The sequence below is a fragment of the Sphingobium xanthum genome, from assembly GCF_019737615.1.
GTDB lineage: Bacteria > Pseudomonadota > Alphaproteobacteria > Sphingomonadales > Sphingomonadaceae > Sphingobium > Sphingobium xanthum.
Map to the genome: position 1 here is coordinate 203,650 of NZ_JAHKKS010000004.1, position 23,827 is coordinate 227,476.

General features: G+C 62.9%; 28 protein-coding genes. 24 read left to right on the forward strand and 4 right to left on the reverse strand.

All coding sequences use genetic code 11. From position 1 onward, the window contains the following. Position 1 precedes the first annotated feature (1 nt). On the reverse strand, positions 2 to 367 hold the full coding sequence (locus KM135_RS09390; protein ID WP_221713740.1) for a glutathione S-transferase N-terminal domain-containing protein: 366 nt from the start codon (positions 365 to 367) through the stop codon (positions 2 to 4). Positions 368 to 498: 131 nt separating this feature from the next. Here KM135_RS09390 and KM135_RS09395 point away from each other — a divergent pair, with 131 nt between their 5' ends. From KM135_RS09395 to KM135_RS09405, 3 genes are read left to right on the forward strand one after another with little or no spacing between them, the layout of a single operon-like run. Beyond that, on the forward strand, positions 499 to 999 hold the full coding sequence (locus tag KM135_RS09395) for a glutathione peroxidase (protein WP_221713741.1): 501 nt from the start codon (positions 499 to 501) through the stop codon (positions 997 to 999). Between the two features lie 48 nt (positions 1,000 to 1,047). Further along, positions 1,048 to 1,734 (forward strand): thiamine phosphate synthase, encoded by a 687-nt coding sequence (thiE, locus tag KM135_RS09400; protein WP_221713742.1) that lies wholly within the window; start codon positions 1,048 to 1,050, stop codon positions 1,732 to 1,734. After that, complete coding sequence (locus tag KM135_RS09405; RefSeq protein ID WP_221713743.1) at positions 1,731 to 2,231, forward strand: TPM domain-containing protein; 501 nt, start codon at positions 1,731 to 1,733, stop codon at positions 2,229 to 2,231. Before thiE ends, KM135_RS09405 begins: the two co-directional genes overlap by 4 nt. A gap of 413 nt (positions 2,232 to 2,644) precedes the next feature. Here the strand turns inward: KM135_RS09405 and KM135_RS09410 are convergent, their stop codons facing one another. Then, positions 2,645 to 3,046, reverse strand: a complete 402-nt coding sequence (locus KM135_RS09410; RefSeq protein ID WP_221713744.1) for a nuclear transport factor 2 family protein — start codon at positions 3,044 to 3,046, stop codon at positions 2,645 to 2,647. 148 nt (positions 3,047 to 3,194) lie between these two features. Between KM135_RS09410 and efp the strand changes: the two genes are divergently transcribed. From efp to KM135_RS09435, 5 genes are all read left to right on the forward strand, one after another. After that, positions 3,195 to 3,758, forward strand: a complete 564-nt coding sequence (gene efp, locus KM135_RS09415; RefSeq protein WP_221713745.1) for an elongation factor P — start codon at positions 3,195 to 3,197, stop codon at positions 3,756 to 3,758. Next, positions 3,758 to 4,129, forward strand: a complete 372-nt coding sequence (locus KM135_RS09420; protein ID WP_221713746.1) for a hypothetical protein — start codon at positions 3,758 to 3,760, stop codon at positions 4,127 to 4,129. Before efp ends, KM135_RS09420 begins: the two co-directional genes overlap by 1 nt. Positions 4,130 to 4,164: 35 nt before the next feature. Further along, complete coding sequence (locus KM135_RS09425) at positions 4,165 to 4,989, forward strand: inositol monophosphatase family protein (protein ID WP_221713747.1); 825 nt, start codon at positions 4,165 to 4,167, stop codon at positions 4,987 to 4,989. A 3-nt stretch (positions 4,990 to 4,992) separates the two neighbouring features. After that, positions 4,993 to 6,186, forward strand: a complete 1,194-nt coding sequence (locus KM135_RS09430; protein ID WP_221713748.1) for an SMP-30/gluconolactonase/LRE family protein — start codon at positions 4,993 to 4,995, stop codon at positions 6,184 to 6,186. Between the two features lie 167 nt (positions 6,187 to 6,353). Then, complete coding sequence (locus KM135_RS09435; RefSeq protein WP_221713749.1) at positions 6,354 to 6,989, forward strand: PEPxxWA-CTERM sorting domain-containing protein; 636 nt, start codon at positions 6,354 to 6,356, stop codon at positions 6,987 to 6,989. A 78-nt stretch (positions 6,990 to 7,067) separates the two neighbouring features. On the opposite strand, the gene bfr is transcribed toward KM135_RS09435, so the two are convergent. Both bfr and KM135_RS09445 read right to left on the reverse strand, forming a co-directional pair. After that, positions 7,068 to 7,547: a bacterioferritin gene (gene bfr, locus KM135_RS09440; RefSeq protein WP_221713750.1), complete on the reverse strand. Its 480-nt coding sequence runs from the start codon at positions 7,545 to 7,547 to the stop codon at positions 7,068 to 7,070. A gap of 156 nt (positions 7,548 to 7,703) precedes the next feature. Continuing rightward, the gene (locus KM135_RS09445; protein WP_221713751.1) at positions 7,704 to 7,934 is read right to left on the reverse strand and encodes a (2Fe-2S)-binding protein; all 231 of its coding nucleotides are present in this window, start codon (positions 7,932 to 7,934) and stop codon (positions 7,704 to 7,706) included. 214 nt (positions 7,935 to 8,148) lie between these two features. On the opposite strand from KM135_RS09445, the gene KM135_RS09450 reads away from it, so the two are divergent. Genes KM135_RS09450 through nuoN form a run of 16 tightly spaced genes read left to right on the forward strand, consistent with a single transcriptional unit; the run spans position 8,149 to position 23,825 of the window. Then, the gene (locus tag KM135_RS09450; RefSeq protein WP_221713839.1) at positions 8,149 to 8,523 is read left to right on the forward strand and encodes an NADH-quinone oxidoreductase subunit A; all 375 of its coding nucleotides are present in this window, start codon (positions 8,149 to 8,151) and stop codon (positions 8,521 to 8,523) included. Positions 8,524 to 8,555: 32 nt separating this feature from the next. Further along, complete coding sequence (locus KM135_RS09455) at positions 8,556 to 9,080, forward strand: NuoB/complex I 20 kDa subunit family protein (RefSeq protein ID WP_221713838.1); 525 nt, start codon at positions 8,556 to 8,558, stop codon at positions 9,078 to 9,080. Then, a complete protein-coding gene (locus tag KM135_RS09460) occupies positions 9,077 to 9,931 on the forward strand; it encodes an NADH-quinone oxidoreductase subunit C (RefSeq protein ID WP_221713752.1) in 855 nt (284 codons plus the stop codon). Before KM135_RS09455 ends, KM135_RS09460 begins: the two co-directional genes overlap by 4 nt. Continuing rightward, positions 9,931 to 11,166 (forward strand): NADH-quinone oxidoreductase subunit D, encoded by a 1,236-nt coding sequence (locus KM135_RS09465; protein ID WP_246605874.1) that lies wholly within the window; start codon positions 9,931 to 9,933, stop codon positions 11,164 to 11,166. The genes KM135_RS09460 and KM135_RS09465 overlap by 1 nt, the downstream gene beginning before the upstream one ends. 50 nt (positions 11,167 to 11,216) lie before the next feature. Next, on the forward strand, positions 11,217 to 11,522 hold the full coding sequence (locus KM135_RS09470) for a nuclear transport factor 2 family protein (protein ID WP_221713841.1): 306 nt from the start codon (positions 11,217 to 11,219) through the stop codon (positions 11,520 to 11,522). Beyond that, positions 11,522 to 12,190, forward strand: a complete 669-nt coding sequence (locus KM135_RS09475) for a complex I 24 kDa subunit family protein (protein ID WP_221713753.1) — start codon at positions 11,522 to 11,524, stop codon at positions 12,188 to 12,190. Before KM135_RS09470 ends, KM135_RS09475 begins: the two co-directional genes overlap by 1 nt. Next, positions 12,190 to 13,542 carry an NADH-quinone oxidoreductase subunit NuoF gene (nuoF, locus tag KM135_RS09480; protein WP_221713754.1) on the forward strand — a complete coding sequence of 451 codons (1,353 nt, stop codon included), beginning with the start codon at positions 12,190 to 12,192 and terminating at the stop codon, positions 13,540 to 13,542. Before KM135_RS09475 ends, nuoF begins: the two co-directional genes overlap by 1 nt. A 17-nt stretch (positions 13,543 to 13,559) precedes the next feature. Beyond that, positions 13,560 to 14,216: a hypothetical protein gene (locus KM135_RS09485; RefSeq protein ID WP_221713755.1), complete on the forward strand. Its 657-nt coding sequence runs from the start codon at positions 13,560 to 13,562 to the stop codon at positions 14,214 to 14,216. 10 nt (positions 14,217 to 14,226) lie between these two features. Beyond that, positions 14,227 to 16,242 (forward strand): NADH-quinone oxidoreductase subunit NuoG, encoded by a 2,016-nt coding sequence (nuoG, locus tag KM135_RS09490; protein WP_221713756.1) that lies wholly within the window; start codon positions 14,227 to 14,229, stop codon positions 16,240 to 16,242. Further along, a complete protein-coding gene (nuoH, locus tag KM135_RS09495; protein ID WP_221713757.1) occupies positions 16,239 to 17,303 on the forward strand; it encodes an NADH-quinone oxidoreductase subunit NuoH in 1,065 nt (354 codons plus the stop codon). Before nuoG ends, nuoH begins: the two co-directional genes overlap by 4 nt. After that, positions 17,300 to 17,785, forward strand: coding sequence for an NADH-quinone oxidoreductase subunit NuoI (gene nuoI, locus KM135_RS09500; RefSeq protein ID WP_221713758.1), 486 nt, complete (start codon positions 17,300 to 17,302; stop codon positions 17,783 to 17,785). The genes nuoH and nuoI overlap by 4 nt, the downstream gene beginning before the upstream one ends. A 33-nt stretch (positions 17,786 to 17,818) precedes the next feature. Beyond that, positions 17,819 to 18,445, forward strand: a complete 627-nt coding sequence (locus tag KM135_RS09505; protein ID WP_221713759.1) for an NADH-quinone oxidoreductase subunit J — start codon at positions 17,819 to 17,821, stop codon at positions 18,443 to 18,445. Further along, the gene (gene nuoK, locus KM135_RS09510; protein WP_221713760.1) at positions 18,442 to 18,747 is read left to right on the forward strand and encodes an NADH-quinone oxidoreductase subunit NuoK; all 306 of its coding nucleotides are present in this window, start codon (positions 18,442 to 18,444) and stop codon (positions 18,745 to 18,747) included. The genes KM135_RS09505 and nuoK overlap by 4 nt, the downstream gene beginning before the upstream one ends. Positions 18,748 to 18,757: 10 nt before the next feature. Continuing rightward, positions 18,758 to 20,824 carry an NADH-quinone oxidoreductase subunit L gene (nuoL, locus tag KM135_RS09515; RefSeq protein WP_221713761.1) on the forward strand — a complete coding sequence of 689 codons (2,067 nt, stop codon included), beginning with the start codon at positions 18,758 to 18,760 and terminating at the stop codon, positions 20,822 to 20,824. Next, positions 20,821 to 22,386 (forward strand): NADH-quinone oxidoreductase subunit M, encoded by a 1,566-nt coding sequence (locus tag KM135_RS09520; protein WP_221713762.1) that lies wholly within the window; start codon positions 20,821 to 20,823, stop codon positions 22,384 to 22,386. Before nuoL ends, KM135_RS09520 begins: the two co-directional genes overlap by 4 nt. Next, on the forward strand, positions 22,386 to 23,825 hold the full coding sequence (gene nuoN, locus KM135_RS09525) for an NADH-quinone oxidoreductase subunit NuoN (RefSeq protein WP_221713763.1): 1,440 nt from the start codon (positions 22,386 to 22,388) through the stop codon (positions 23,823 to 23,825). Before KM135_RS09520 ends, nuoN begins: the two co-directional genes overlap by 1 nt. The last annotated feature ends 2 nt before the right edge of the window (positions 23,826 to 23,827 follow it).

Here is a 23,827-nt window from a genome sequence, read left to right on the forward strand (position 1 = left end):
TTCAGGCAAGCTGCTTCTTGAGTTCGCCATTCTCCTTGTAGAGGTTCATCATCGAGGCGAACGGCCCCCGCAGATAGTGGCCGAGTACCGGCAGGTCTTCCGGTGTCTTGCCTGCCCGCGCGGCCAGCGCCGCCACGATCCCGTCCGAATCCGCGATGAACAGCCCCGGTTCGATCTCCGCCGCCGGGAAGCTCACCTTCTCCAACTTCGGCGCCAGCGTCTCGCGAAACCCGGCTTCCTGATCGTCGCCCGGCACGAAGTTCTTCACGATCACATCGTCGCCAAGGCCCGTCTCGATGATCGCGACGCGGACCTTGAAGCAGAACGGGCATTTGTCCTTGAGATAGATGGTCGGCTTGAAGGACATGGAACTCTCCTCGGGGCTTGGGACTTTCTCTTCTGGACCATCATGGATCATCATCCGGCGCAATGACAATGCGCCATCTCAGCATTAGGTTCGGATCAGCTGGATGACTGTTCTGCCAAGGAGAGACCTTCATGACCGCACTCGCCGACATTCCGGTAAAGACCATCAAGGGCGATGACGCCTCGCTCGGCGACTATGCCGGCAAGGCGCTGCTGGTCGTCAATGTCGCCTCCCAATGCGGCCTCACGCCGCAGTATGAAGGGCTCGAAAAGCTCTATCGGGACTACAAGGATGATGGGCTGGTCGTGCTGGGCTTCCCTGCCAATGATTTTGCCGGGCAGGAGCCGGGTTCCAATGAAGAGATCGCGACCTTCTGCACCACCAATTTCGGTGTCGATTTCCCGATGTTCGAGAAGATCACGGTCAAAGGCGAGGACAAGCACCCGCTCTATGCCGAGCTGATCGCCGAATCGGACAACCCGGATGCCGAAATCTCCTGGAACTTCGAGAAGTTCCTTATCAGCCGCGATGGCCATGTCGTGAAGCGCTTCTCGCCGCGCACCGTGCCTGACGATCCGGAGCTTATCGCGGCGATCGAGGCGGCCTTGTCGGGCTCCGCCGCCGCCGGCTGATTGTGGGGGGCTTTCGTTTCCGCCGCACCTGAACTATGGCGCGCCGGAATGACTGACGACGAAGACGCGCTTTCGCTGGATCCCGATTTCGGTCGTCGGTTCGAGAGGGATCTCAATCGGCCGCCGTGCCAGCTCTATCTGATATCGCCGGCGTCGATCGACGAGACCTTCGTGGATCAACTTGCGGCGGCACTGGATGGTGGCCCGATCGCCGCGTTCCAGCTCCGGCTCAAGGGCCAGAGCGAGGATGAGATTGCGCGTCTGGCGGGGCCGCTTCAGGCGCTGTGCGCACAGCGCGAGGTCGCCTTCATCGTCAACGACAGTATCGCGCTTGCCAAGCGGCTTGGCGCGGACGGCGTCCATCTGGGGCAGGGCGATGGCGACCCGGCCGAGGCACGTCGCATTCTCGGCCCCTCGGTGCAGATCGGCGTGACCTGTCATGCGAGCCGCCATCTGGCCATGGAAGCAGGCGAGGCGGGCGCGGACTATGTCGCGTTCGGCGCTTTCTTCCCGACCACGACCAAGGAAACAGAGCATCGGCCCGAGGCCGGTATCCTGAGCTGGTGGTCGACCGTGTTCGAATTGCCCTGCGTCGCGATCGGCGGGATCACGGCGGACAATGCCCGGCCGCTGGTCGAGGCAGGCGCGGATTTCCTCGCGGTCAGCAATGCGGTCTGGAATCATCCGAAAGGGCCGGGCGCAGGCGTCGCCGCATTTGCGCGGGTGCTGCAATGACGACCGTGCTTCGTCTGGCTGTCGTGATCGGCTTTGCTCTTGCGCCGGTCGCTGCTGCCGACGCGCGGGTGCCAGCGCGCACTGTGGCGCCCAGCAAGGTCGCCTATGTCGGCCGTGTCACCGATGCCGCCGACATTCTCGTCGCCAGCCAGCGCATCTCGCTGGATCGTGATCTGACCCGCATCCAGGTGCGCACCAAGGCCCAGATCGTCGTCGCGACGGTACCGACGCTCGGCGGGCGCGACATTGCCGGCTATGCGCGCGACCTCGGCAATCGATGGGGCATTGGCGACGACCGCCGCGATGATGGCATTGTGATCCTGCTCGCGCCCAATGAGCAGCTCGTCCGCATCGCGGTGGGCGAGGGGCTCGACAAGATACTGACCGATGAGGTCTGCCAGCAGATCATCAACGAGGTGATGCTGCCGGAATTTCGCGAAGGCCGGCTCTACGAGGGTCTTACCAGCGGCATCGCGGCGCTCAACGCGCGGCTTTGATCGCATCCCATTCAAGATGAGACAGTGCTCCTGCGCAGGCAGGAGCCCAGGGCGGCTAGTTCGTCGGTTGCGCCTTGGACTCCTGCTTTCGCAGGAGAACAGATTGGTCGCGTAGACGGTGCCCGCTCCAAATCTACGCTTTCCTACAGCCCCATCATCATGGCAGCGTTCACTCGTGACGCCTGATCTTTGAATGGCAGCGTCCGGCCCCGGCTGCTTCTCATCGTCCGACATCGCTATCGTTTTTCACGGCCTTCCGCGGCCGCGAACGGACTTTTGCGCATACTCCATGGCTCACACGCGCGAACATGGAGAAGTTATCTCTCTAAGTCATTGATATATAAATAGAGTGCGAGAGGGCCTTCTTCCTGAAAACGCACAAAAGTCCGCCATTCACGAAAGTTTAATGCCCTTCAAACCCCGTTTTCGAACATGGAATTGGGATTGACCGGCTTCTCCGGTATCTCCTGCAACACGTCCCAATGCTCGACGATCTTCCCGCCCTCGATCCGGAAGATATCGCAGACCGCGAAGCCCGGATCGCCCGGCCAGCGGGTGACATGCTGGTGCGTGACGACATGATCGTCCTCGGCGAACACGCGGTAAATCTTCTGCGTCGCCTGCGGCGTTTCCTTGCGCACGAAGTCGAGCCAGGCCTTCAGCGGTTCGCGGCCCGGCTCGGCCAGCGAGCTGTGTTGGAGATAATCCTCGGCAATGAACGTATCGACGAGGGTCTTGTCCATGGGGATCAGCACCTTGTTGAACAGGTCCAGCACGAGCTGGACATTGGCGTCTTCCTGCGGGGTGCGGGCCATGCTCTCTCCTTCATGTCGTTCATAGCGTGCTAAGCGGCAGGGCGACATGAGGCAAGCGCACGGTCGCGCGGCGCTTGCCGATTCCGGCCAACATCGCTAGAGGGCGCGACGGCTCTTTCCAATCATCCAGAGACAGACAGGCGCGACCATGAAGATCAGCGGCGTGGACATCCGTCCCGGCAACAATATCGAATATGAAGGCGGGCTCTGGCGCGCGGTCAAGATTCAGCACACCCAGCCCGGCAAGGGCGGCGCCTATATGCAGGTCGAGCTGAAGAACCTGATCGACGGACGCAAGAACAATGTCCGCTTCCGCTCCGCCGAGACCGTCGAGCGTATCCGTCTCGATACCAAGGATTTCCAGTATCTTTATGCCGAGGGCGACATGCTCGTCTTCATGGATACGGAGACCTACGAGCAGATCAACCTGCCGACCGATCTGGTCGGTGATGCGGCGGCCTTTCTCGCTGATGGCATGATGGTCACGCTCGAAATGTATGACGAACGCCCGATCAGCGTGCAGCTGCCCGAGACGGTCGAAGCGACCGTGGTCGAGGCTGATGCGGTGGTGAAGGGCCAGACGGCCTCGGCCAGCTACAAGCCCGCCATCCTCGACAATGGCGTGCGCGTCATGGTGCCGCCTCACATCGTCAGCGGCACACGCATCGTCGTCGATGTTTACGAGCGCGAATATGTGAAGCGGGCCGACTGATGACCCGTCCTCGCCTGGTCCTGGCACTCGCCCTGACGACTCTCGTTTTCTCGCCCGGTGCGCTTCACGCGCAGGCGAAGAAGCCGGCAGCGCCCAAGCCGCCGAGCCAGGCGCAGATGCAGCGCGCAGCCAACAATTTCCGCGTCGTGATGAGCGCGCTGCAGTCCGACAAGGTGCCGCAACCGGTCAAGAACGTGCTGTTCGTCTGCCTCTATTCCAATCCCTTCAGCAAGATCACCGAGGGGACGGACAAGGCGATCGCAGCGCGCAAGCTCGACAAGAACAAGCCTGACGTCGTCCTGGGCGCCATGGCCGCCGTGTGCGGCTTCCGGGCCGAGATGATGCCGAAGGGCGCGGCGCCAAAGAAGTAAGGTCCCCGCTCCGGCGAGGCAGAAGAGAGACAGATATGGTATCCCACTCAGGCTTGCTGACCGTGATCGAGCGCGCCGCTCGCAAGGTGGCGCCGCAGCTTCGTCGCGATTTCGGCGAAGTCCAGCATCTGCAGGTAAGCCGCAAGGGCCCTGCCGATTTCGTCTCGGTCGCCGACAAGAAGGCGGAGGACACGCTGGTCACCGAGCTGCGCAAGGCGCGGCCCGATTGGGGCTTCCTGCTCGAAGAAGGCGGCGAGATCGAGGGCGACCCGATGAAGCCGCGCTGGGTGATCGATCCGCTCGATGGCACCACCAACTTCCTGCACGGCGTCCCCCATTTCGCCATTTCGATCGCGGTGCAGGAGCCGCATCGCAGCGGCAAGGGCTGGGGCGAGGTGACGACCGGCCTCATCTATCAGCCGATCACCGACGAGAGCTACTGGGCGGAGAAATCGCGCGGCGCCTGGCGTCATGACCAGCGCCTGCGCGTTTCGGGCCGCCGTGATCTGACCGAGGCGCTCGTCGCGACCGGCTATCCCTATCACGGCCATGGCGAAATGGCGCAGTTCAGCCGCATCTTCGGCGCGATCGCGCCCGCCGTCGCCGGCGTCCGCCGCTTCGGCGCCGCCGCGCTCGATCTCGCCTGGGTCGCCTCCGGGCGTTACGACGGCTTCTGGGAGACCGGTCTGTCGCCTTGGGATGTGCAGGCGGGCATCCTGCTGGTCCGCGAAGCAGGTGGCTTCGTGACCGACTTCCGTGGCGGCTCGGAGCCGGTCGAGCGGCGCGAGATCCTAGCCGCGAACGACGCGCTGCACAGCAAGCTGCACAAGCTGCTGGCCGGCTCCCTGCGAAACGCCTGACGGATGCGGCGCGGGATCGGCCTGTTCGCGCTGATCCTGCTTGCTGCGCCTGCGCCTGCGCCTGCGCTCGCGCAAGGGCCTGAGCCGGCCCCGCCGGGCATGAGCTCCGGCCAGACCCGTGAGCGCATCGCGAAAGCGATCGAGCAGAACGACGCGGCGAATGTCGTCGCCGCGACCGAACTGCTTGCCATCATGGGCGCGGGCCTGACGGAAGCGAGTCAGGCGCGCGTCGCGCCCTTCTTCTCGACGTCTCAGATGGATGGCCTCAAGCAGCGCTTCGCCGAAAATGCGCAGCCCCTGTCGGCGAGCACCGTCTTCGCGCACGTTCCGGTCGAGCACCGCCTCGTCGAAGGCCTTGCCCATGATCCGGCGACGGGTCGGCTGTTCGCGGGCACGGTGGTCGATGGGGATCTGCTGGTGAGCGAAGGGCTGGGCTGGCAGCCCTACGAAATGCCGGAAGGCATTGGCGGCCTGTTCGGTATGAAGGTGGATCCGGGCCGGCGACGCCTGTGGATCGCGAGCGGCGTGGTCGATCAGGTGGCGGACAAGAGCGCCATTTCTCCGGGCCTGCTGGAGATGGACGCGGACACGCTCGAACTGATCGACGTCAAGTTCATGCCGGCCGGTGCGCAGGGCAGCCCGGGCGATGTCGCGATCGGCCAGGACGGCACGGTCTATGTGAGCGACGGCCTCAAAGGCGCGATCTACCGCTGCCCGCCGGGTTGCCCGACGCTGGAGACCCTGGTTCCGGAAGGGCCGCTGACTAGTCCGCAGGGCATGGTGCTAAGCCGGGACGGCAAAAGCCTGATCGTCGCAGACTATGTGGGCGGTCTCGCGCGCGTCGATCTCGCGACCGGCGAACCGCGATGGCTCGAAATGCGCGACGCGGCGATGTTGGACGGTATCGACGGCCTGCTGCGCTACGATCAATGGCTGATCGCCATCCAGAACGGCACCAGCCCGCGTCGGATCATCCGCATCACGCTCAACGAGGATGAAAGTCGGGTCGATAGTGTCGAGGTGATGGAGCGGGCCAATCCAGCCTGGGGCGAACCGACGCTTGCGACTGCGACCGGCGGTCGCCTGCTCTACGTCGCCGACAGTCAATGGGAAGTCTGGGGGGAGGGTGGAGTCGTCAAGCAAGGCGAAAAGCCCCGCGCCACGGCGGTGAGAGCGATGCCGCTCCCGGTGCGCTGACGCTACGTCAATCGAGATACTCGTGGCTGGACACGCTCAAGCGGACGTTTTGGGCGGCGGGTTCCGTTCTGCTCACTTCCTCACACCGCAAATCCCTTGTAAACCAAGATCAGAACCCGCCTAGCGGGCATTGGTCGTCGCGATTATTCATTCCGTGGGAGGATGTAATGGGCAACCGATCGAAATCACTCATTCTAAGCGCTCTGCTGGCCGGCAGCTTTATTGCCGCTTCGCCAGCCAATGCGCTGACGACCTTCTTCAACGATTGGGACAGCACCGATTTCGGTGCCGGCCCCGGCTTCACGGTCGTGGCCAGCTATGAAGGCTGGACTGCTGTCGCCGGCAGCGGCATCGAAATTCAGTACAACGCTGTCGCCGGCGCACCGCTTTCCGGTGAAAATCTGGTCGAACTGGACAGCTTCAACAACACGACGATGCAGCGCGCGATCGATGCGGGCGACTATACGCTCAGCTTCTATTATTCGCCGCGACCGGGCGTCGGAGCTGGCAGCAACGGCATCGAGGTCTTGGTCGATGGCTTGTCAATCTTCTCGATTACCGGGCCGGGCGCCGGCAACACCGTGTGGACGCAGTACAGCCTGGACTTCTCGCTGGCGGCCGCGGGCACGCTTGCTTTCCGGGCGATCGGCACATCGGATGGCGTCGGCGGCTATCTCGAGAATGTCTCGCTGGGTGCTGCTCCTGCGGTGCCCGAGGCATCGACCTGGGCGATGATGCTCGCCGGTCTCGGCGCTGCCGGTGCCGTGATGCGTCGCCGCAAGCTTGCCGTGCAGTTCGCCTGAGCGGAGGCGCCAAGAAAATACGCCGGCTCCCAATGGGGCCTGCGTTTCTGATTCCCGGTAAAGCGCGGGTAGGCGACGTCAGCCTTCCACAGCCTCACTGTTGAGCTGGATATAGTTCTGCAGCCCCATGCGCTCGATCATCTCGAATTGGGTCTCGATCGTGTCGACATGCTCTTCCTCATTGTCGAGGATGTGCTGGAACAGGTCGCGGCTCACATAGTCGCGGACGCTCTCGCAATGCGCGATGGCATCCTTGAGCAGCGGGATCGCTTCCCATTCGGTCTCGAGATCGGCCTTGAGGATTTCCTCGACCGTGGAGCCGATGCGCAAGCGTCCCAGAAGCTGGAAGTTCGGCAAGCCGTCGAGAAAGAGAATGCGCTCCGCTAGCTTGTCGGCGTGCTTCATCTCCTCAATGGACTCCTCATACTCGAACTTGGCGAGCTTCGAGATACCCCAGTGATTAAGAAGCCGATAGTGCAGGAAATACTGATTGATTGCGGTCAGCTCATTCTTGAGGGCTGTGTTGAGGAATTCGATGACCTTTTCGTCGCCCTTCATGGCTTTGCTCCGGCTGTGCTTGGAATGACGGGCTTGTAGCACCGCAAACGCGCATATTCACGCGCGAACGTCTCGCATCGAAAATCGATATTGGCTCGCAAACGCGCAGGAAAGCGCGGCTATTGCCAATGATGCGCAGAATATGACGAGCGAATGTCAGGCAGTGGCGAAGGAGCCGCCGCCGGGCAGCGTCAGACTGCGAGCGGGACAGCGGCCCGCGCACCGCGCGCGCTCCTCGCAGATCACATCCTCGGCATGATCGAGACAGACCCTGCATTGCGGCGCTTTGCCCAGAACGGCATAAGCAGCCTCCGGATCGGTGACGCCGTGACGGGCGACCTCCCGCAGGTCCTCTTCCTTGATGGCATTGCAGATGCAGACGTACATAAGGGGGAAGTACAGCTGTTGCGAGGCATTTGCAATAGCGCGCACCATATTTTTAGATGGGAGGAGTGCATTTTTCGCAGCCGCGATGTCCGTCGTGCAATAGCGCCGGGACGCCGACTTTTGCGAATCATTCTCAGAGTGGGTTAGGCTTGCCTCGCAGGTGCAGCAGTCCTAAAGCCCCGCGAAAGGGGCCGATTTGGCCGAGGGGACTCACGTGGTCGATCTGTCGCAATATCTCCCGATCCTGCTGTTTCTGGCAGTCGCATTGGGCCTTTCGAGCGCCTTCGTGTTCCTGCCGATGCTGGTCGGTCGCCTGACCGGTTCGCACAAGCCGGATCCTGAGAAACTCAGCGAGTATGAGTGCGGATTTCCCGCCTTCGAGGACCCGCGCAGCCAGTTCGACGTGCGCTTCTATCTGGTCGCGATCCTCTTCATCATTTTCGATCTCGAAGCCGCGTTCCTGTTCCCCTGGTCGGTGAGCCTCGGCGAGATCGGTTGGGCTGGGTGGACCACGATGATGATCTTCATCTTCGAGCTGGTCCTCGGCCTCATCTATGCCTGGAAGAAGGGAGCCCTCGATTGGGAGTAGAGCTTGAACGGCCGGGCACGCTCGGCGCGCCGCTGATCGGCGTCCCGCCCGCAACCCAGCCCGATCCGGAATTCTTCAAGGCGCTGTCCAGCGAAGTCAGCGACAAGGGCTTTCTCGTCACGTCGACCGAGGACCTGTTCACCTGGGCGCGCACCGGCTCGCTTTGGTGGATGACCTTCGGCCTCGCGTGCTGCGCGGTCGAGATGATCCACGTCAACATGCCGCGCTACGACATGGAGCGCTTCGGTGCCGCGCCGCGCGCGTCTCCGCGCCAGAGCGACGTGATGATCGTCGCCGGCACGCTCTGCAACAAGATGGCCCCGGCGCTCCGCAAGGTTTACGACCAGATGTCGGAGCCGAAATACGTCATCTCAATGGGTAGCTGCGCCAATGGCGGCGGCTATTATCATTACAGCTACAGCGTCGTGCGCGGCTGCGACCGGATCGTGCCGGTCGACATCTACGTGCCGGGCTGCCCGCCGACTGCGGAAGCCCTGCTCTATGGCATCATGCAGCTTCAGCGGAAGATCCGCCGGGTGGGGACGATCGAGCGGTGAGCGAGCTTAGCCCAGCCCCGAAGATCAAGCCCATCGAGGGTCTCGCAGACGCCATCAAGGCGGCGCTTGGCGATGCCGTCTATGCGGTCAAGGATCAGCATGGCGAACTGAGCGTCGGCGTCGCGCGCGAGGCGCTGGCCGGCGTCATGCAGCTGCTGCGCGATCAGTTCGCTTATCAGCAGCTCATGGAGATCGCCGGGGTCGACTATCCCGAGCGCGCTGAGCGTTTCGAGGTCTGCTACCATCTGCTCTCGGTGACCAGGAACCATCGCCTGCGCGTCAAGGTGCGCACGGACGAGGACAATGCGGTGCCGACCGTGACGCATCTCTGGCCGGTCGCGGGCTGGCTCGAGCGCGAAGTGTTCGACATGTACGGCGTGCTGTTCGCGGGCAACACGGACCTGCGCCGCATCCTCACCGACTATGGCTTCAAGGGCCATCCGTTCCGCAAGGACTTCCCGCTGACCGGCTATGTCGAGCTGCGCTACTCGGAAGAGCAGAAGCGCGTCGTCTATGAGCCGGTGAAGCTGGCGCAGGATTTCCGCAGCTTCGATTTCATGAGCCCGTGGGAAGGCGCGCAATATGTGCTGCCGGGCGACGAGAAGGTGCAGGGCCAGGCGCCCGGTGCGCCGAGCCCGCCGCCACCTCCGCCTCCGCCACCGCCTGCCTCTCCGCCGGTGAGCACGCCCAAGACGACCGAGAAGCCGTCGCAGACCGGGGCAGGGGAGCCTGCCAGCACGCAGGCCGCCAAGCGCAGTCGCGCCAAGAAGGGCGACGCCGAAACCGTCGCGCCGGCCGGCGAGAAGCCGAAGCGCACGCGCAAGCCCAAAGCGGCGGAAGGTGAAGCCTGATGGCCGACTATATCGACAAGCTGGATCACATCACGGACGCCGCCGACCCGGAATATGGCGACACCGCGATCCAGAACTACACGATCAACTTCGGCCCGCAGCATCCGGCCGCGCATGGCGTGCTGCGCCTCGTCATGGAACTGGACGGCGAGATCGTAGAGCGCTGCGATCCGCATGTCGGTCTGCTGCATCGCGGCACCGAGAAGCTGATCGAATACAAGACTTATTTGCAGGCGCTGCCGTATTTCGATCGCCTCGATTATTGCTCGCCGCTCGGCATGGAGCACAGCTATGTGCTGGCGATCGAGAAGCTGCTGAACCTCGAGGTTCCGATCCGCGCCCAGTATCTGCGCGTGTTCTTCGCCGAACTGACCCGCATCTGCAATCACATGCTGAACCTCGGCAGCCACGTGATGGACGTCGGCGCCATGACGCCGAACCTGTGGATGTTCGAGATCCGCGAGGATTGCCTCAATTTCTTCGAGCGGGCCTCGGGCGCGCGGATGCACTCGGCATATTTCCGGCCCGGCGGCGTTCATCAGGATGTCCCGCTCAAGCTGCTGACCGATATCGGCGACTGGCTCGACAAGCGCATGCCGACCTTGTTCGAGGATGCGATCAGCCTGGTTGCCGACAACCGCATCTTCAAGCAACGCAATGTCGATATCGCGGTCTGTTCCAAGGAAGATGCGCTGCGCTGGGGCTTCTCCGGCCCGATGCTGCGCGGCTCCGGTATCCCCTGGGATATCCGCAAGGCGCAGCCCTACGACGTCTATGACCGCATGGAGTTCGACGTCCCCGTCGGCACGAACTATGACTGCTATGACCGCTTCATGGTGCGCGTCGAGGAAGTGCGCCAGTCCGCGCGGATCATGAAGCAGTGCCTGAGCGAAATGCCGGAAGGCCCGATCGCCAGCCTCGATCGCAAGGTCGTCCCGCCCAAGCGCGGCGAGATGAAGCAGTCGATGGAAGCGCTCATCCACCACTTCAAGCTCTATACCGAGGGCTTCCACGTGCCCGAGGGCGAGGTCTATGTGGCGACCGAGAGCCCCAAGGGCGAGTTCGGCGTCTATCTGGTGAGCGACGGCTCCAACAAGCCCTATCGCTGCAAGATCCGCCCGACGGCGTTCTCGCACCTCCAGGCGATGGACTTCATGATGAAGGGCCATATGCTCGCCGACACCACCGCCGTTCTCGGCGCGATGGATATCGTGTTTGGGGAGTGTGACCGGTGAGCGCCGACGTCAAACTCTCCGCCGACGAGCGCATCGCGATCGCAACGCGCATGATCGAGGTCTATAACGCGCAGGACGCCGACGCCTACGTCACCTACATGACCGAAGATGCCTGCGAGGCGGGCTATCGCGGTGCGGTCGTGCGTGAGGGCAAGGAAGGCACGCGCGCCGGGCTCAAGGCCATGTTCGCCCAATTCCCGCAGAACCGGGCCGAGATCATCGGCAGCTGGTGCCTGGGCGAAACCGTCGTCCTGCACGAGAAGGTCGCGCGCGCGCGCGATGGCGACAAGTTCGAGGTCATGTCCATCTATTCGTTCGAGGGCGACAAGGTGTCGCGCGTGGAGTTCATCCGTTAATGGCCGACGCACCGCAAATTCCAGACGAGGCGGAAGTTCGCGCGCAGTGGGGCGGTTTCGCTTTCACCGATGCCAATATGGCGCGGGCGAAGGAACTGATCTCGCATTATCCCGAGGGCCGTCAGGCGAGCGCCGTCATGGGCCTGCTCGATGTGGCGCAGCGCCAGGTCGGCGCGGAGACGAACACGCAGGGCTGGCTACCGGTCCCGGTGATCGAATATGTCGCCAACCTGCTCGATATGCCGTTCATGCGCGCCTATGAGGTCGTCACCTTCTACACCATGTACAACATGGCGCCGGTCGGCCGCTTCCATGTGCAGGTCTGCGGCACGACGCCCTGCATGTTGCGCGGCTCGGACGACATTCTTGACGCCTGCTACAAGCGCGGCCTCAAGAAGGGCGCGACGACCAAGGACGGGCTGTTCACGCTCACCGAAGTCGAATGCATGGGCAATTGCTCGTCCGCGCCGATGGTGCAGATCAACGACGACAATTACGAGGATCTGACGCCCGAGCGGCTCGATTTCATCCTCGACGAGCTCGCTGCCGGTCGCCAGCCCAAGGTCGGCACGCAGGAGCCGGGCCGTCATACGGTGGAGCCGCTTGGCGAACCGACCAATCTCGCCGCGATGGTTGCCGGCAATCACGATTATCGGGGGGAATGGTAATGGCCACGCAAGCGCCTGACGCGCCACCGCCTCCGCCGCCGTTCGTCGGCCCGCTTGAGGACAAGGACCGCATCTTCACGAACGTCTACGGCTATCAGCCGTGGAACCTGAAGGCGGCCGAAAAGCGCGGCGACTGGGACAAGACAAAGAAGCTGCTGGAGCTGGGCCAGGACGCGATCATCGAAGTGATCAAGGCGTCGGGCCTGCGCGGCCGCGGCGGCGCTGGCTTCCCGACCGGCATGAAGTGGAGCTTCATGCCCAAGGAAAGCCGGGACGGGCGCCCGAGCTTCCTCGTCATCAATGCCGACGAATCCGAGCCCGGCTCCTGCAAGGACCGCGAGATCATCCGCCACGATCCGCACAAGCTGATCGAAGGTGCGCTGGTCGCCGGCTATGCGATGCGGGCACGCGCGGCCTACATCTACATTCGCGGCGAATATATCTACGAAGCCAAGGTGCTCGAGGCGGCCGTCAAGGAAGCTTATGACGCGGGCCTGATCGGCAAGAATGCCTGCAAGTCAGGCTACGACTTCGACGTCTTCGTCCATCGTGGCGCCGGCGCCTATATCTGCGGCGAAGAGACCGCGATGATCGAGAGCCTCGAAGGCAAGAAGGGCCAGCCGCGCCTCAAGCCGCCATTCCCGGCCGGCGCCGGCCTTTATGGCTGCCCGACCACGGTCAACAATGTCGAGAGCATCGCCGTCGCGCCGACTATCCTGCGTCGTGGCGCTGCGTGGTTCGCCGGCTTCGGCCGCGAGAATAATCGGGGCACCAAGCTCTTCCAGATCAGCGGCCATGTGAACCGGCCCTGCGTGGTCGAGGAGAGCATGTCGATCCCGTTCCGCGAACTGATCGAGCGTCATGCGGGCGGCATTCGCGGCGGATGGGACAATCTTCTGGCAGTGATCCCCGGCGGTTCCTCGGTGCCGCTGGTGCCGGCGTCGCAATGTTTCGACATGCCGATGGATTTCGACGGTTGTCGCGCAGTCGGTTCCGGTCTCGGTACGGCGGCGGTCATCGTCATGGACAAATCGACCGATATCGTCCGCGCGATCGCGCGTCTCAGCTATTTCTACAAGCATGAGAGCTGCGGCCAGTGTACGCCTTGCCGCGAAGGCACGGGCTGGATGTGGCGCGTGATGGAACGGCTCGTCACGGGCGACGCCGATCCGGGCGAGATCGATATGCTGTTCGAAGTGACGAAGCAGGTCGAAGGCCACACCATCTGCGCCCTCGGCGACGCGGCCGCCTGGCCGATCCAGGGCCTCATTCGCCATTTCCGTCCCGAGATCGAACGTCGCATCGCGGCCAAGCGCGGCGGCGGCGTGCCGGCATTGGAGGCGGCAGAGTGAAGCGGCTTGCGTTTTCGATGGCCTTCTTGTTCTGCGCCGATGCGGCGCAGGCGCAGATGACGGGTACGCTTATGACGCGCCAGCCCGCGCAGACGGACGTCGATGACAAGCACGCCGCCCGCAAGATGAATCGCGGCTTTACTAACTGCATGGTCGATCGAAGCCCACAACGGATAAAAGTCTATCTGGCTTTGCCTGTCGGCGGTGACGCCGCGACAAGGATGGTTAAAAGACTATTCGATCGTGAAGGTGATGCCTGCATGGGTATGGGGCAGATGACGGTTCCGCAAAATCTGCTCCGCGGAGGCCTCTATGAAGCGCTGTATCTGAAGGAATATTCGGGCAAAGCGCTGCCTGATTTCAAGATTGTGCAGACCATCGACTATCTGGCGCCCTATCAGGACGGCATATCAGATCAGGGAAAGCAGGCTGTTGCGATGGTCCAATTCGCGGATTGTGTCGTGAGGGCTCGCGGCAATGATGCGCGTTCTCTCATGTTTCTGATTCCAGGCTCGTCATCCGAAAGCCGGACGTTTGTGGACCTGACGCCCAGCTTTGGTGGTTGCCTGCCCAAGGATGCTCAGTTTGAATTTTCCAAGTCCGTTCTTCGTGCTGCGCTTGCAGAAGCTCTCTATCGCTTGACCGAAAGCTCGGTCGCGACCGCTTCGAACTAGGATCTGACGAATGCCTAAAGTCAAAGTTGACGGTATCGAGATCGAGGTCCCCGCCGGCGCCACCGTGCTCCAGGCATGCGAGATGGCGGGCAAGGAAATACCGCGCTTCTGCTATCATGAGCGCCTGTCGATTGCCGGCAATTGCCGTATGTGTCTGGTCGAGGTGAAGCCCGGGCCGCCCAAACCGCAGGCGAGCTGCGCGCTGCCGGCTGCTGACAACCAGGAAATCTTCACCGCGTCCGAGATGGTGAAGAAGGCCCGCGAGGGCGTGATGGAGTTCCTGCTCATCAATCACCCGCTCGATTGCCCGATCTGCGATCAGGGCGGCGAGTGCGATCTGCAGGACCAGAGCGTTGCCTATGGCCGTGGCCACAGCCGCTATGACGAGAACAAGCGCGCCGTCACCGAGAAGTATATGGGCCCCATCGTCAAGACGGTGATGACCCGCTGCATCCAGTGCACCCGCTGCGTGCGCTTCGCTGAGGAAGTGGCCGGCGTGCCGGAAATCGGCGCGATCTATCGCGGCGAGAACATGCAGATCACCACCTATCTGGAGCATGCCGCCAAGAGCGAGCTCTCCGGCAATGTGGTCGATCTCTGCCCGGTCGGCGCGCTGACGTCCAAGCCCTATGCGTTCGAAGCCCGCAGCTGGGAGCTGAAGAAGACGCTCGCCATCGACGTCATGGACGCGGTCGGCACCAACATCCGCGTCGATAGCCGTGGCCGGCAGGTGCTGCGCGTCCTGCCGCGGATCAACGACGACGTGAACGAGGAGTGGGCGAGCGACAAGACTCGCCACGCGGTGGACGGCCTCGTGCGCAAGCGTCTCGACAAGCCCTATATCCGCAAGGGCGGCAAGCTCGTCGCGGTGACCTGGGGCGAGGCATTCGAGGCGATCGCCAAGGCCGCTAAGGGCGCCGGCAACTCCGTCGCCGCGATTGCCGGCGATCAGCTAGATTGCGAGACGATGTTCGCGGCGCGCGAGTTGGTGCATTCGCTCGGCGGCTCGATGCTGGAAGGCCGCCAGGGTGGCTTGTTCTATGACACGTCGAGCCTCTCGGCGGTCAATTTCAACTCGACCATTGCGGGCATCGAGACGGCGGATGCGATTCTGCTTGTCGGCACGAACCTGCGCTGGGAAGCGCCGCTGATCAACACGCGCGTTCGCAAGGCGATCAAGAAGGGCGCGAAGGTCTTCGCGATCGGTCCCGAGATCGACCAGAGCTACAAGGTGACGTGGTTGGGCAACGATGCCTCCCTGCTCACCAAACTGCCCGCAGAGATCGTCGATCAGTTCAAGAGTGCGCATCGTCCGGCCCTGATCATGGGCGGCGGCGCGCTGGGCCTCGAAGGTGCGCAGGGCGCCGGCCTCGCGGCGATCGAGACGCTCGGGCTGATCCGCGATGGCTGGAACGGCTTCAACGTGCTGCATATGGCCGCTGCCCGCATGGGCGGCCTCATGCTCGGCTATGCGACCGACGGCGGCGTCAAGGCGATTGCCGAGGCCAGCCCCAAGCTGCTGTTCCTGATGGGCGCGGACGATGTGCCGTTCGATCTCTTCGGCGAGAGCTTCAAGGTCTATGTCGGCCATCATGGTGACAAGGGCGCGCATGCGGCGGACGTGATCCTGCCGGGCGCCGCCTATACCGAGAAGGCCGGCACCTATGTGAACACCGAAGGGCGCGTGCAGCGCGGCGACAAGGCCGTGTTCGCGCCCGGCGATGCGCGCGAGGACTGGACGATCCTGCGGGCGCTCTCCGATGTCCTCGGCAAGACGCTGCCGTTCGACAGCTTCGAGGGCCTTCGCACCGCCATGTATGCCGCCGTGCCCGCGCTCGCGCAAGAAGGTCTGGTTGACTATGGATGGACGGCGCCGAAACTCGCCGGCAAACCAAAAGCCGTTGAAATTCCCTCGCCGATCAAGGACTTCTACCTGACCAACGCCATCTGCCGGGCGAGCCCGACGATGCAGCGCTGCTCGGCGGAACTGCTCCACGGGGAAGACTTTGCGGAGGCCGCGGAATGACCTCCTTCATCCAGTCCTATCTCGGCACCGGCTTTGGCTGGTTCGTCGCGCATCTGGTCTACATCCTGCTGATCGCGCTGCCGCTGATGCTCGCCGTCGCGATGATCATCTATGCGGACCGCAAGATCTGGGCTGCGATGGCGCTGCGCCGTGGCCCGAACGTGGTCGGTCCGCTGGGTCTGCTCCAATCCTTCGCGGACGGCCTCAAGGTCTTCCTGCAGGAAACGATCATCCCGAGCGCGGCCAATAAGGGCCTGTTCCTGCTCGCGCCCATCATCACCTTCACCGTCGCGCTGATGGCCTGGGCAGTGATCCCGTTCGACGCCGGGCTCGTGCTCGCGGACATCAATGTCGGCTTGCTCTACATCCTCGCGATCAGTTCGCTCGGCGTCTATGGCGTCATCATCTCGGGCTGGGCGTCCAATTCCAAATATCCCTTCTTCTCGGCCATGCGCGCCTCGGCGCAGATGATCAGCTATGAGGTCTCGATCGGCTTCGTGCTGATTTCGGTCATCCTCTGGTCAGGCAGCTTCAACCTCTCGACCATCGTGATGACCCAGAAGGGCTATTATGGCGACTGGTTGGGCGGCCTTGGCCTCAACGGCCATGCCTTCAATCCGCTGCTCTTCCCGATGGCGATCGTGTTCTTCATCTCGGCGCTGGCCGAGACGGCGCGCGCGCCGTTCGATCTGACCGAAGCGGAGTCCGAGCTCGTCGCGGGCTATCAGACCGAATATTCGTCGATGAGCTTCGCGCTCTTCTGGCTGGGCGAATATGCCAACGTCATCCTGATGTGCGCGCTCAACGCGATCCTCTTCTGGGGTGGCTATCTGCCCCCGATCGACTGGGCGCCGCTCTACTATGTCCCGGGCATAATCTGGCTCTTTGCCAAGATCCTGTTCTTCTTCTTCGTGTTCAGCTGGGTGAAGGCGACGGTCCCGCGCTATCGCTATGACCAGCTGATGCGCCTTGGCTGGAAGATCTTCCTGCCGCTGTCGCTGTTCTTCGTTTTCCTCGTCTCCGGGTTCCTCATGCTGACCCGCTATGGAGCTGCCGGATGAGCCTCGCTCACATCATCAAATCCTACACGCTCTGGGAGTTCGTGAAGGCGCACTGGCTGACCTTGAAGTATTTCTTCAAGCCCAAGGCGACGATCAACTATCCCTATGAGAAGAACCCGATCTCGCCGCGTTTCCGGGGCGAGCATGCTCTGCGTCGCTATCCGAACGGCGAAGAGCGCTGCATCGCGTGCAAGCTTTGCGAAGCGATCTGCCCGGCGCAGGCGATCACGATCGAGGCGCAGCCGCGCGACGACGGCAGCCGCCGCACGACGCGCTACGACATCGACATGGTGAAGTGCATCTATTGCGGTTTCTGCCAGGAAGCCTGCCCGGTCGACGCGATCGTGGAAGGCCCGAACTTCGAGTTCGCGACGGAAACCCGCGAGGAACTCATCTACGACAAGAGCAAGCTTCTGGCGAACGGTGACAAATGGGAACGCGCAATCGCCGCGAACCTTGCCGCCGATGCGCCCTATCGTTAAGCGCACGCCCAGGACCAGGGGGACGACAGTCCGGTGATACAAGTCTTCGCTTTTTATCTGTTCGCGACGATCGTCGTGGCTTCGGCCGCGATGGTGATCTTCGCGCGCAATCCGGTCCACAGCGTGCTCTGGCTGATCCTCGCCTTCTTCAATGCAGCGGGTCTCATGGTGCTGCTCTCGGCGGAGTTCGTCGCGATGCTGCTGGTCATCGTCTATGTCGGCGCCGTCGCAGTGCTGTTCCTGTTCGTGGTGATGATGCTCGACATCGATTTCGCGCAGTTGCGCGCGGGTTTCGTGAGCTATTTCCCGCTCGGTGGCGCCATTGCCATGGTGCTGCTGGTCGAGCTGATCCTCGGCATCGGTGCGTGGCAGGCCGGGTCGCTCAATCTGGCCCAGCGCACCGCGCCGCTGCCTGAGGCAACGCCGAATATCGAGGCGATCGGGCAGCTGCTCTACACGCGCTACATCTTCCTGTTCGAAGCGGCAGGTCTCATCCTGCTGGTCGCGATGATCGGCGCGATCGTGCTGACGCATCGCGCACGCGGCGGCACCCGTCCGCAGAATATCGACAAGCAGAACCGCCGCCGTCCGGAAGAGGCCGTGCGCAACGTCAATCAGCCCGTGGGCCAAGGTGTAGATCTAGGGGGGGTGGAACTGTGATCGGCTTGGCGCACTATCTCGTCGTCAGCGCGATCCTGTTCGTGCTCGGCGTGCTCGGCATCTTCATAAATCGCAAGAATGTCATCGTGATCCTGATGGCGATCGAGCTCATCCTGCTCGCCGTGAACATCAATCTCGTGGCGTTCAGCGCTTTCCTCGGCGATCTGGTCGGTCAGGTCTTCTCGATGTTCGTGCTCACCGTCGCGGCGGGTGAGGCGGCCATTGGGCTTGCCATCCTCGTCATTTATTTCCGCGCGCGCGGCACGATTGCTGTCGACGACGTCAACCGGATGAAGGGCTGAAGGCGCGCTCATGATCTCCATCATCGTCTTCGGTCCGCTGCTCGCTGCGATCATCGCCGGTCTCGGCAATCGCATGATCGGCAATGTGCCCGCCAAGGTTATCACGACCGGCGCGCTGTTCCTCTCGGCCGTTCTTTCCTGGATGACCTTCCTGCCGTTCCTCGGCGGGCATGGGCATGAGGTGATCGAGCCCGTCTTCACCTGGATCAAGTCCGGTACGATGGACGTGAGTTGGGAACTGCGCGTCGACACGCTCACGGCGACCATGCTGATCGTCATCACCAGCGTCTCCGCGCTCGTCCACCTCTATAGCTGGGGCTATATGGACGAGGACCCGGATCAGCCGCGCTTCTTCGCCTATCTGTCCCTGTTCACCTTCGCGATGCTCATGCTCGTGACGGCGAACAACCTGCTGCAGATGTTCTTCGGGTGGGAAGGCGTGGGTCTCGCCTCCTATCTGCTGATCGGTTTCTGGTTCAAGAAGCCTTCGGCCGGTGCGGCGGCGATCAAGGCCTTCGTGGTCAACCGCGTCGGCGATCTCGGCTTCATGATGGGCATTTTCGGCGTGTATCTGGTGTTCGACACCATCGATATCCCGACGATCCTGGAAGCCGCGCCTGCCATGGCCGGATCGACCATCGGGTTCCTTGGCCACCGCTTCGACACGATGACGGTGCTTTGCCTGCTGCTGTTCCTCGGCGCCATGGGCAAGTCGGCCCAGCTCGGCCTGCACACTTGGCTGCCGGACGCCATGGAAGGCCCGACGCCGGTCTCCGCGCTCATTCACGCCGCCACCATGGTCACGGCGGGCGTGTTCATGGTTTGCCGTCTGTCGCCTCTTTTCGAGCAGAGCCATGTCGCCATGTCGGTCGTCACGATCGTCGGCGCCGCGACCTGTATTTTCGCCGCCACGATCGGTACCTGCCAGAACGACATCAAGCGCGTGATCGCTTATTCGACCTGCTCGCAGCTCGGCTACATGTTCTTCGCGGCGGGCGTCGGCGCTTATGGCGCTGCCATGTTCCACCTGCTGACGCATGCCTTCTTCAAGGCGCTGCTGTTCCTGGGGGCAGGCTCGGTCATTCACGCGATGCATCACGAGCAGGACATGCGCTATTATGGCGGCCTGCGTCGCCATATTCCGATCACCTTCTGGACGATGCTGCTCGGCACGCTAGCCATTACGGGTGTCGGCATTCCCGGGACCTATTTCGGCTTTGCCGGATTCTTCTCCAAGGACGCCATTCTCGAAAGCGCTTTCGCGGCCGGGGGGCATGGCACGGGGGCATTCTTCGTCGGCTGCCTCGCCGCGCTGCTCACCAGCTTCTACAGCTGGCGGCTCATGTTCCTGACCTTCTGGAGCAAGCCGCGCTGGGAGCAGAGCGAGCATATCCAGCACGCCGTCCATGATGCACATGGCCACGACGCGCACGCTCATGACGACCATCACGCGCCGGCGCATGCGCACGACGCGCACGGCCATCACGATGCCCATGGCGACGGGACGGCCGGCTATCACCCGCATGAGAGCCCCTGGACCATGCTGGTTCCGCTCGTCCTGCTGAGCGTCGGCGCCGTGTTTGGCGGCTATGCCTTCTACTACAGCTTCTTCGGCGTCGAGGAAGGCGTGCGCTTCTGGGCCGCAAGCACGCTCTATCACAACGAGCATCTGGTTCATGCCGCGCACGAAGTGCCGAAATGGGTGAAGTGGTCGCCGTTCGTCGTGATGACCACCGGTCTGATCATCGCCTGGCTCTGTTACATCCGCCACACGGATTGGCCGGCCAAGTTCACCGCGCAGTTCTACATCCTCTACGACTTCCTGCTGAACAAGTGGTATGTCGATGAGCTCTACGACCTGCTGTTCGTCCGTCCCGCCTTCTGGCTCGGCAAGCTCTTCTGGAAGGGTGGCGACCAGGGCACGATCGATCGCTTTGGTCCCAACGGCTCCGCGGCGCTCGTCGTTGCCGCCGGGCGCGTCACGCGCGCGCTGCAATCGGGCTATCTTTATTCCTATGCGCTGGTGATGCTGATCGGCCTCGCCGCCTTCGCAACCTGGGCGATCATGCCGAAATGAGCCAGAGCTTCCCCATCCTTTCGCTGATGCTCGCCATTCCCATGGCGGGTGCCATGGCGTGCCTGTTCGTCAATGCGCAGACGGCGCGCTGGATCGCCCTGCTGGCGACCCTGGCCGATCTGGTGCTGGGCATCATCCTCTGGCTGAGCTTTGACCTGACGCCCGGTGCGCCGGAATGGCAGTTCGTCGAGCAGAGCCGCGAGCTGTTCGGCCGCTTCTCCTGGGCGCTCGGTATAGACGGCATCGCGCTGACTTTGATCGCGCTTACCGTGTTCCTGATGCCGATCTGCATCGGGGCGAGCTGGGAAGCGATCGAGGATCGGGTCGGCGAATATATGGCCGCCTTCCTGTTCATGGAGACGCTGATGATCGGCGTCTTCGCGGCGCAGGATATCTTCCTCTTCTACATCTTCTTTGAGGCCGGCCTCATCCCGATGTATCTCATCATCGGCATCTGGGGCGGCGCGGACCGCATCTACGCGAGCTACAAATTCTTCCTCTACACCTTGCTCGGCTCGGTGCTGATGCTGATCGCGATGCTGTGGATGACGCGCGAGGCGGGCTCGACCAGCATTCCGGTGCTGATGGCCTATGACTTCCCGGTCGAGGCGCAAAACTGGCTATGGCTGGCCTTCTTCGCGAGCTTCGCGGTCAAGATGCCGATGTGGCCGGTCCACACCTGGCTGCCCGATGCGCACGTTCAGGCACCGACGGCCGGTTCGGTCATTCTGGCCGGCGTGCTGCTCAAGATGGGCGGTTATGGTTTCATCCGCTTCTCGCTGCCGATGTTCCCCGAAGCCTCGGCGCATTTCGCCTGGCTGGTCTTCGGCCTGTCGATGGTGGCCGTCGTCTACACGAGCCTCGTCGCGCTGGTGCAGCAGGACATGAAGAAGTTGATCGCTTATTCCTCGGTCGCGCATATGGCGATCGTGACGGTCGGCCTGTTCGCGTTCAACCAGCAGGGTATCGAAGGCGCGATGATGGTCATGCTTGGCCATGGTCTGGTCTCGGGCGCGCTCTTCCTGTGCGTCGGCGTCATCTATGACCGCCTGCACACGCGCGAGATCGACCGGTACGGCGGCCTCGCCATCAACATGCCGAAATATGCGCTGCTCTTCATGCTCTTCACGATGGCGTCGGTCGGCCTGCCGGGCACGTCCAACTTCGTGGGCGAATTTCTGAGCCTGATGGGCGTCTATGAAGCGTCGAGCTGGGTGGCTCTGGTCTGCACGACCGGCATCATCCTGGGCGCGGCATACATGCTCTATCTCTATCGCCGCGTCGTGTTCGGTGATCTGGTGAAGGACGATGTCCGCGCGATGCCTGACCTCTCGGTGCGCGAGATGCTCCTGCTGGTGCCGATCGCGCTCGCCGTGCTGTGGATGGGTATCTATCCGGAAAGCTTCCTGGCGCCGATGCGCGGCAACGTCACCAGCCTCGTCGTACGGATGGACCGCGCCAAGCCGGAGGGCGATGCGCAGCTTGCCATGGGCAAGCCCAAGCCCGCCGCAGAACAGGCGGAAGCCCACGGCGCCGCGGCGCATGGCGGGGAGTCGCACTAATGGAAACCCTCGCCGTCTTCGCGTCCGTCCTGCCTGAGATCGTCCTGACGATCGCCGGCCTCATCCTCATGCTCGTCGCAGCCTATGCCGGCGATGGCTCCGCGCGGCTCGTGAGCTGGCTGTCGGTCGCTTCGCTGGCGCTGGCGGCGGTCCTGCTGGGTCAGCTCGCCGTCCATGCCGGCGGCGAGATCTTCGATGGTCTCTACCGCGCCGATGCTTTCGCGGCCTTTGCCAAGGCGCTGATCTTCGTCGCTGCCGCAGTCTGCATCCTCGTGGCGCCGCGCTTCTTCGACGGGGAAGGCGGCCAGCGTGCCGAATATCCGATCCTGATCCTCTTCGCCTGCATCGGCATGGCGATGATGGTCTCGGCCAGCGACTTCATCACGCTCTATGTCGGCCTCGAGCTGAACAGCCTCGCCGCATACGTGCTGGCGAGCTTCATGCGTCGGGACGAGCGCTCGGCCGAAGCCGGCCTCAAATATTTCGTTCTCGGCGCACTGGCGAGCGGCATCCTGCTTTACGGCATGTCACTGCTCTACGGTTTCTCGGGCACGACCAATTTTGCGGGCGTCGCGCAAGCGATCGGCGATGGTCTCGGCACGGGCGAACTGTTCGGCCTCGTGTTCGTGCTCTCCGGTCTTGCCTTCAAGATCAGCGCCGTGCCGTTCCACATGTGGACGCCGGACGTCTATGAAGGCGCGCCGACCCCGGTCACGGCCTTCTTCGCCAGCGCGCCCAAGGTCGCGGCGCTCGCGCTCACCACGCGCATCGCGATTACCGCGTTCGGGCCGGGCGGTCATAGCTGGCAGCAGATCATCATCTTCATGGCGCTCGCGTCGATCGTGCTGGGCGCCGTCGCCGCGATCAACCAGCCGAACATCAAACGGCTGCTCGCTTACTCGTCGATCAACAATGTCGGCTTCGCGCTGATCGGCCTTGCCGCCGGCACGGCCGAAGGCGTCGCGGCGGTGCTGAGCTATCTCGCCATCTATGTGGTGATGACGATCGGCAGCTTCGTCTGCGTCCTCCAGATGAAGGACAAGGATGGCCGTCCGGTCGAGACGATCGCGAGCTTGTCGGGTCTGTCGCGGACCCGTCCGGGCCTCGCAGCCGCCTTCGCGATCTTCATGTTCAGCCTTGCCGGCATTCCGCCGCTGTTCGGCTTCTGGGCGAAGTTCCTGGTGTTCGATGCGGCCGTCGCTGCCGGCCTGACGCCGCTCGCCGCCATCGGCATCGCCGCCTCGGTGATCGGCGCTTTCTATTATCTGAAAGTCATCAAGACGATCTACTTCGACAAGCCGGCCGAGGGCTTTGCCGAGGAGCGCAGCCCGATCGACTATGGCATCATCACCCTGTGCGCGACCGTGATCATTATCGGCTATTTCCTGAACCCGGTCCTGGGTCGGGCAAGCGCAGCGGCGGCGGCGTCCCTATTCTGAGC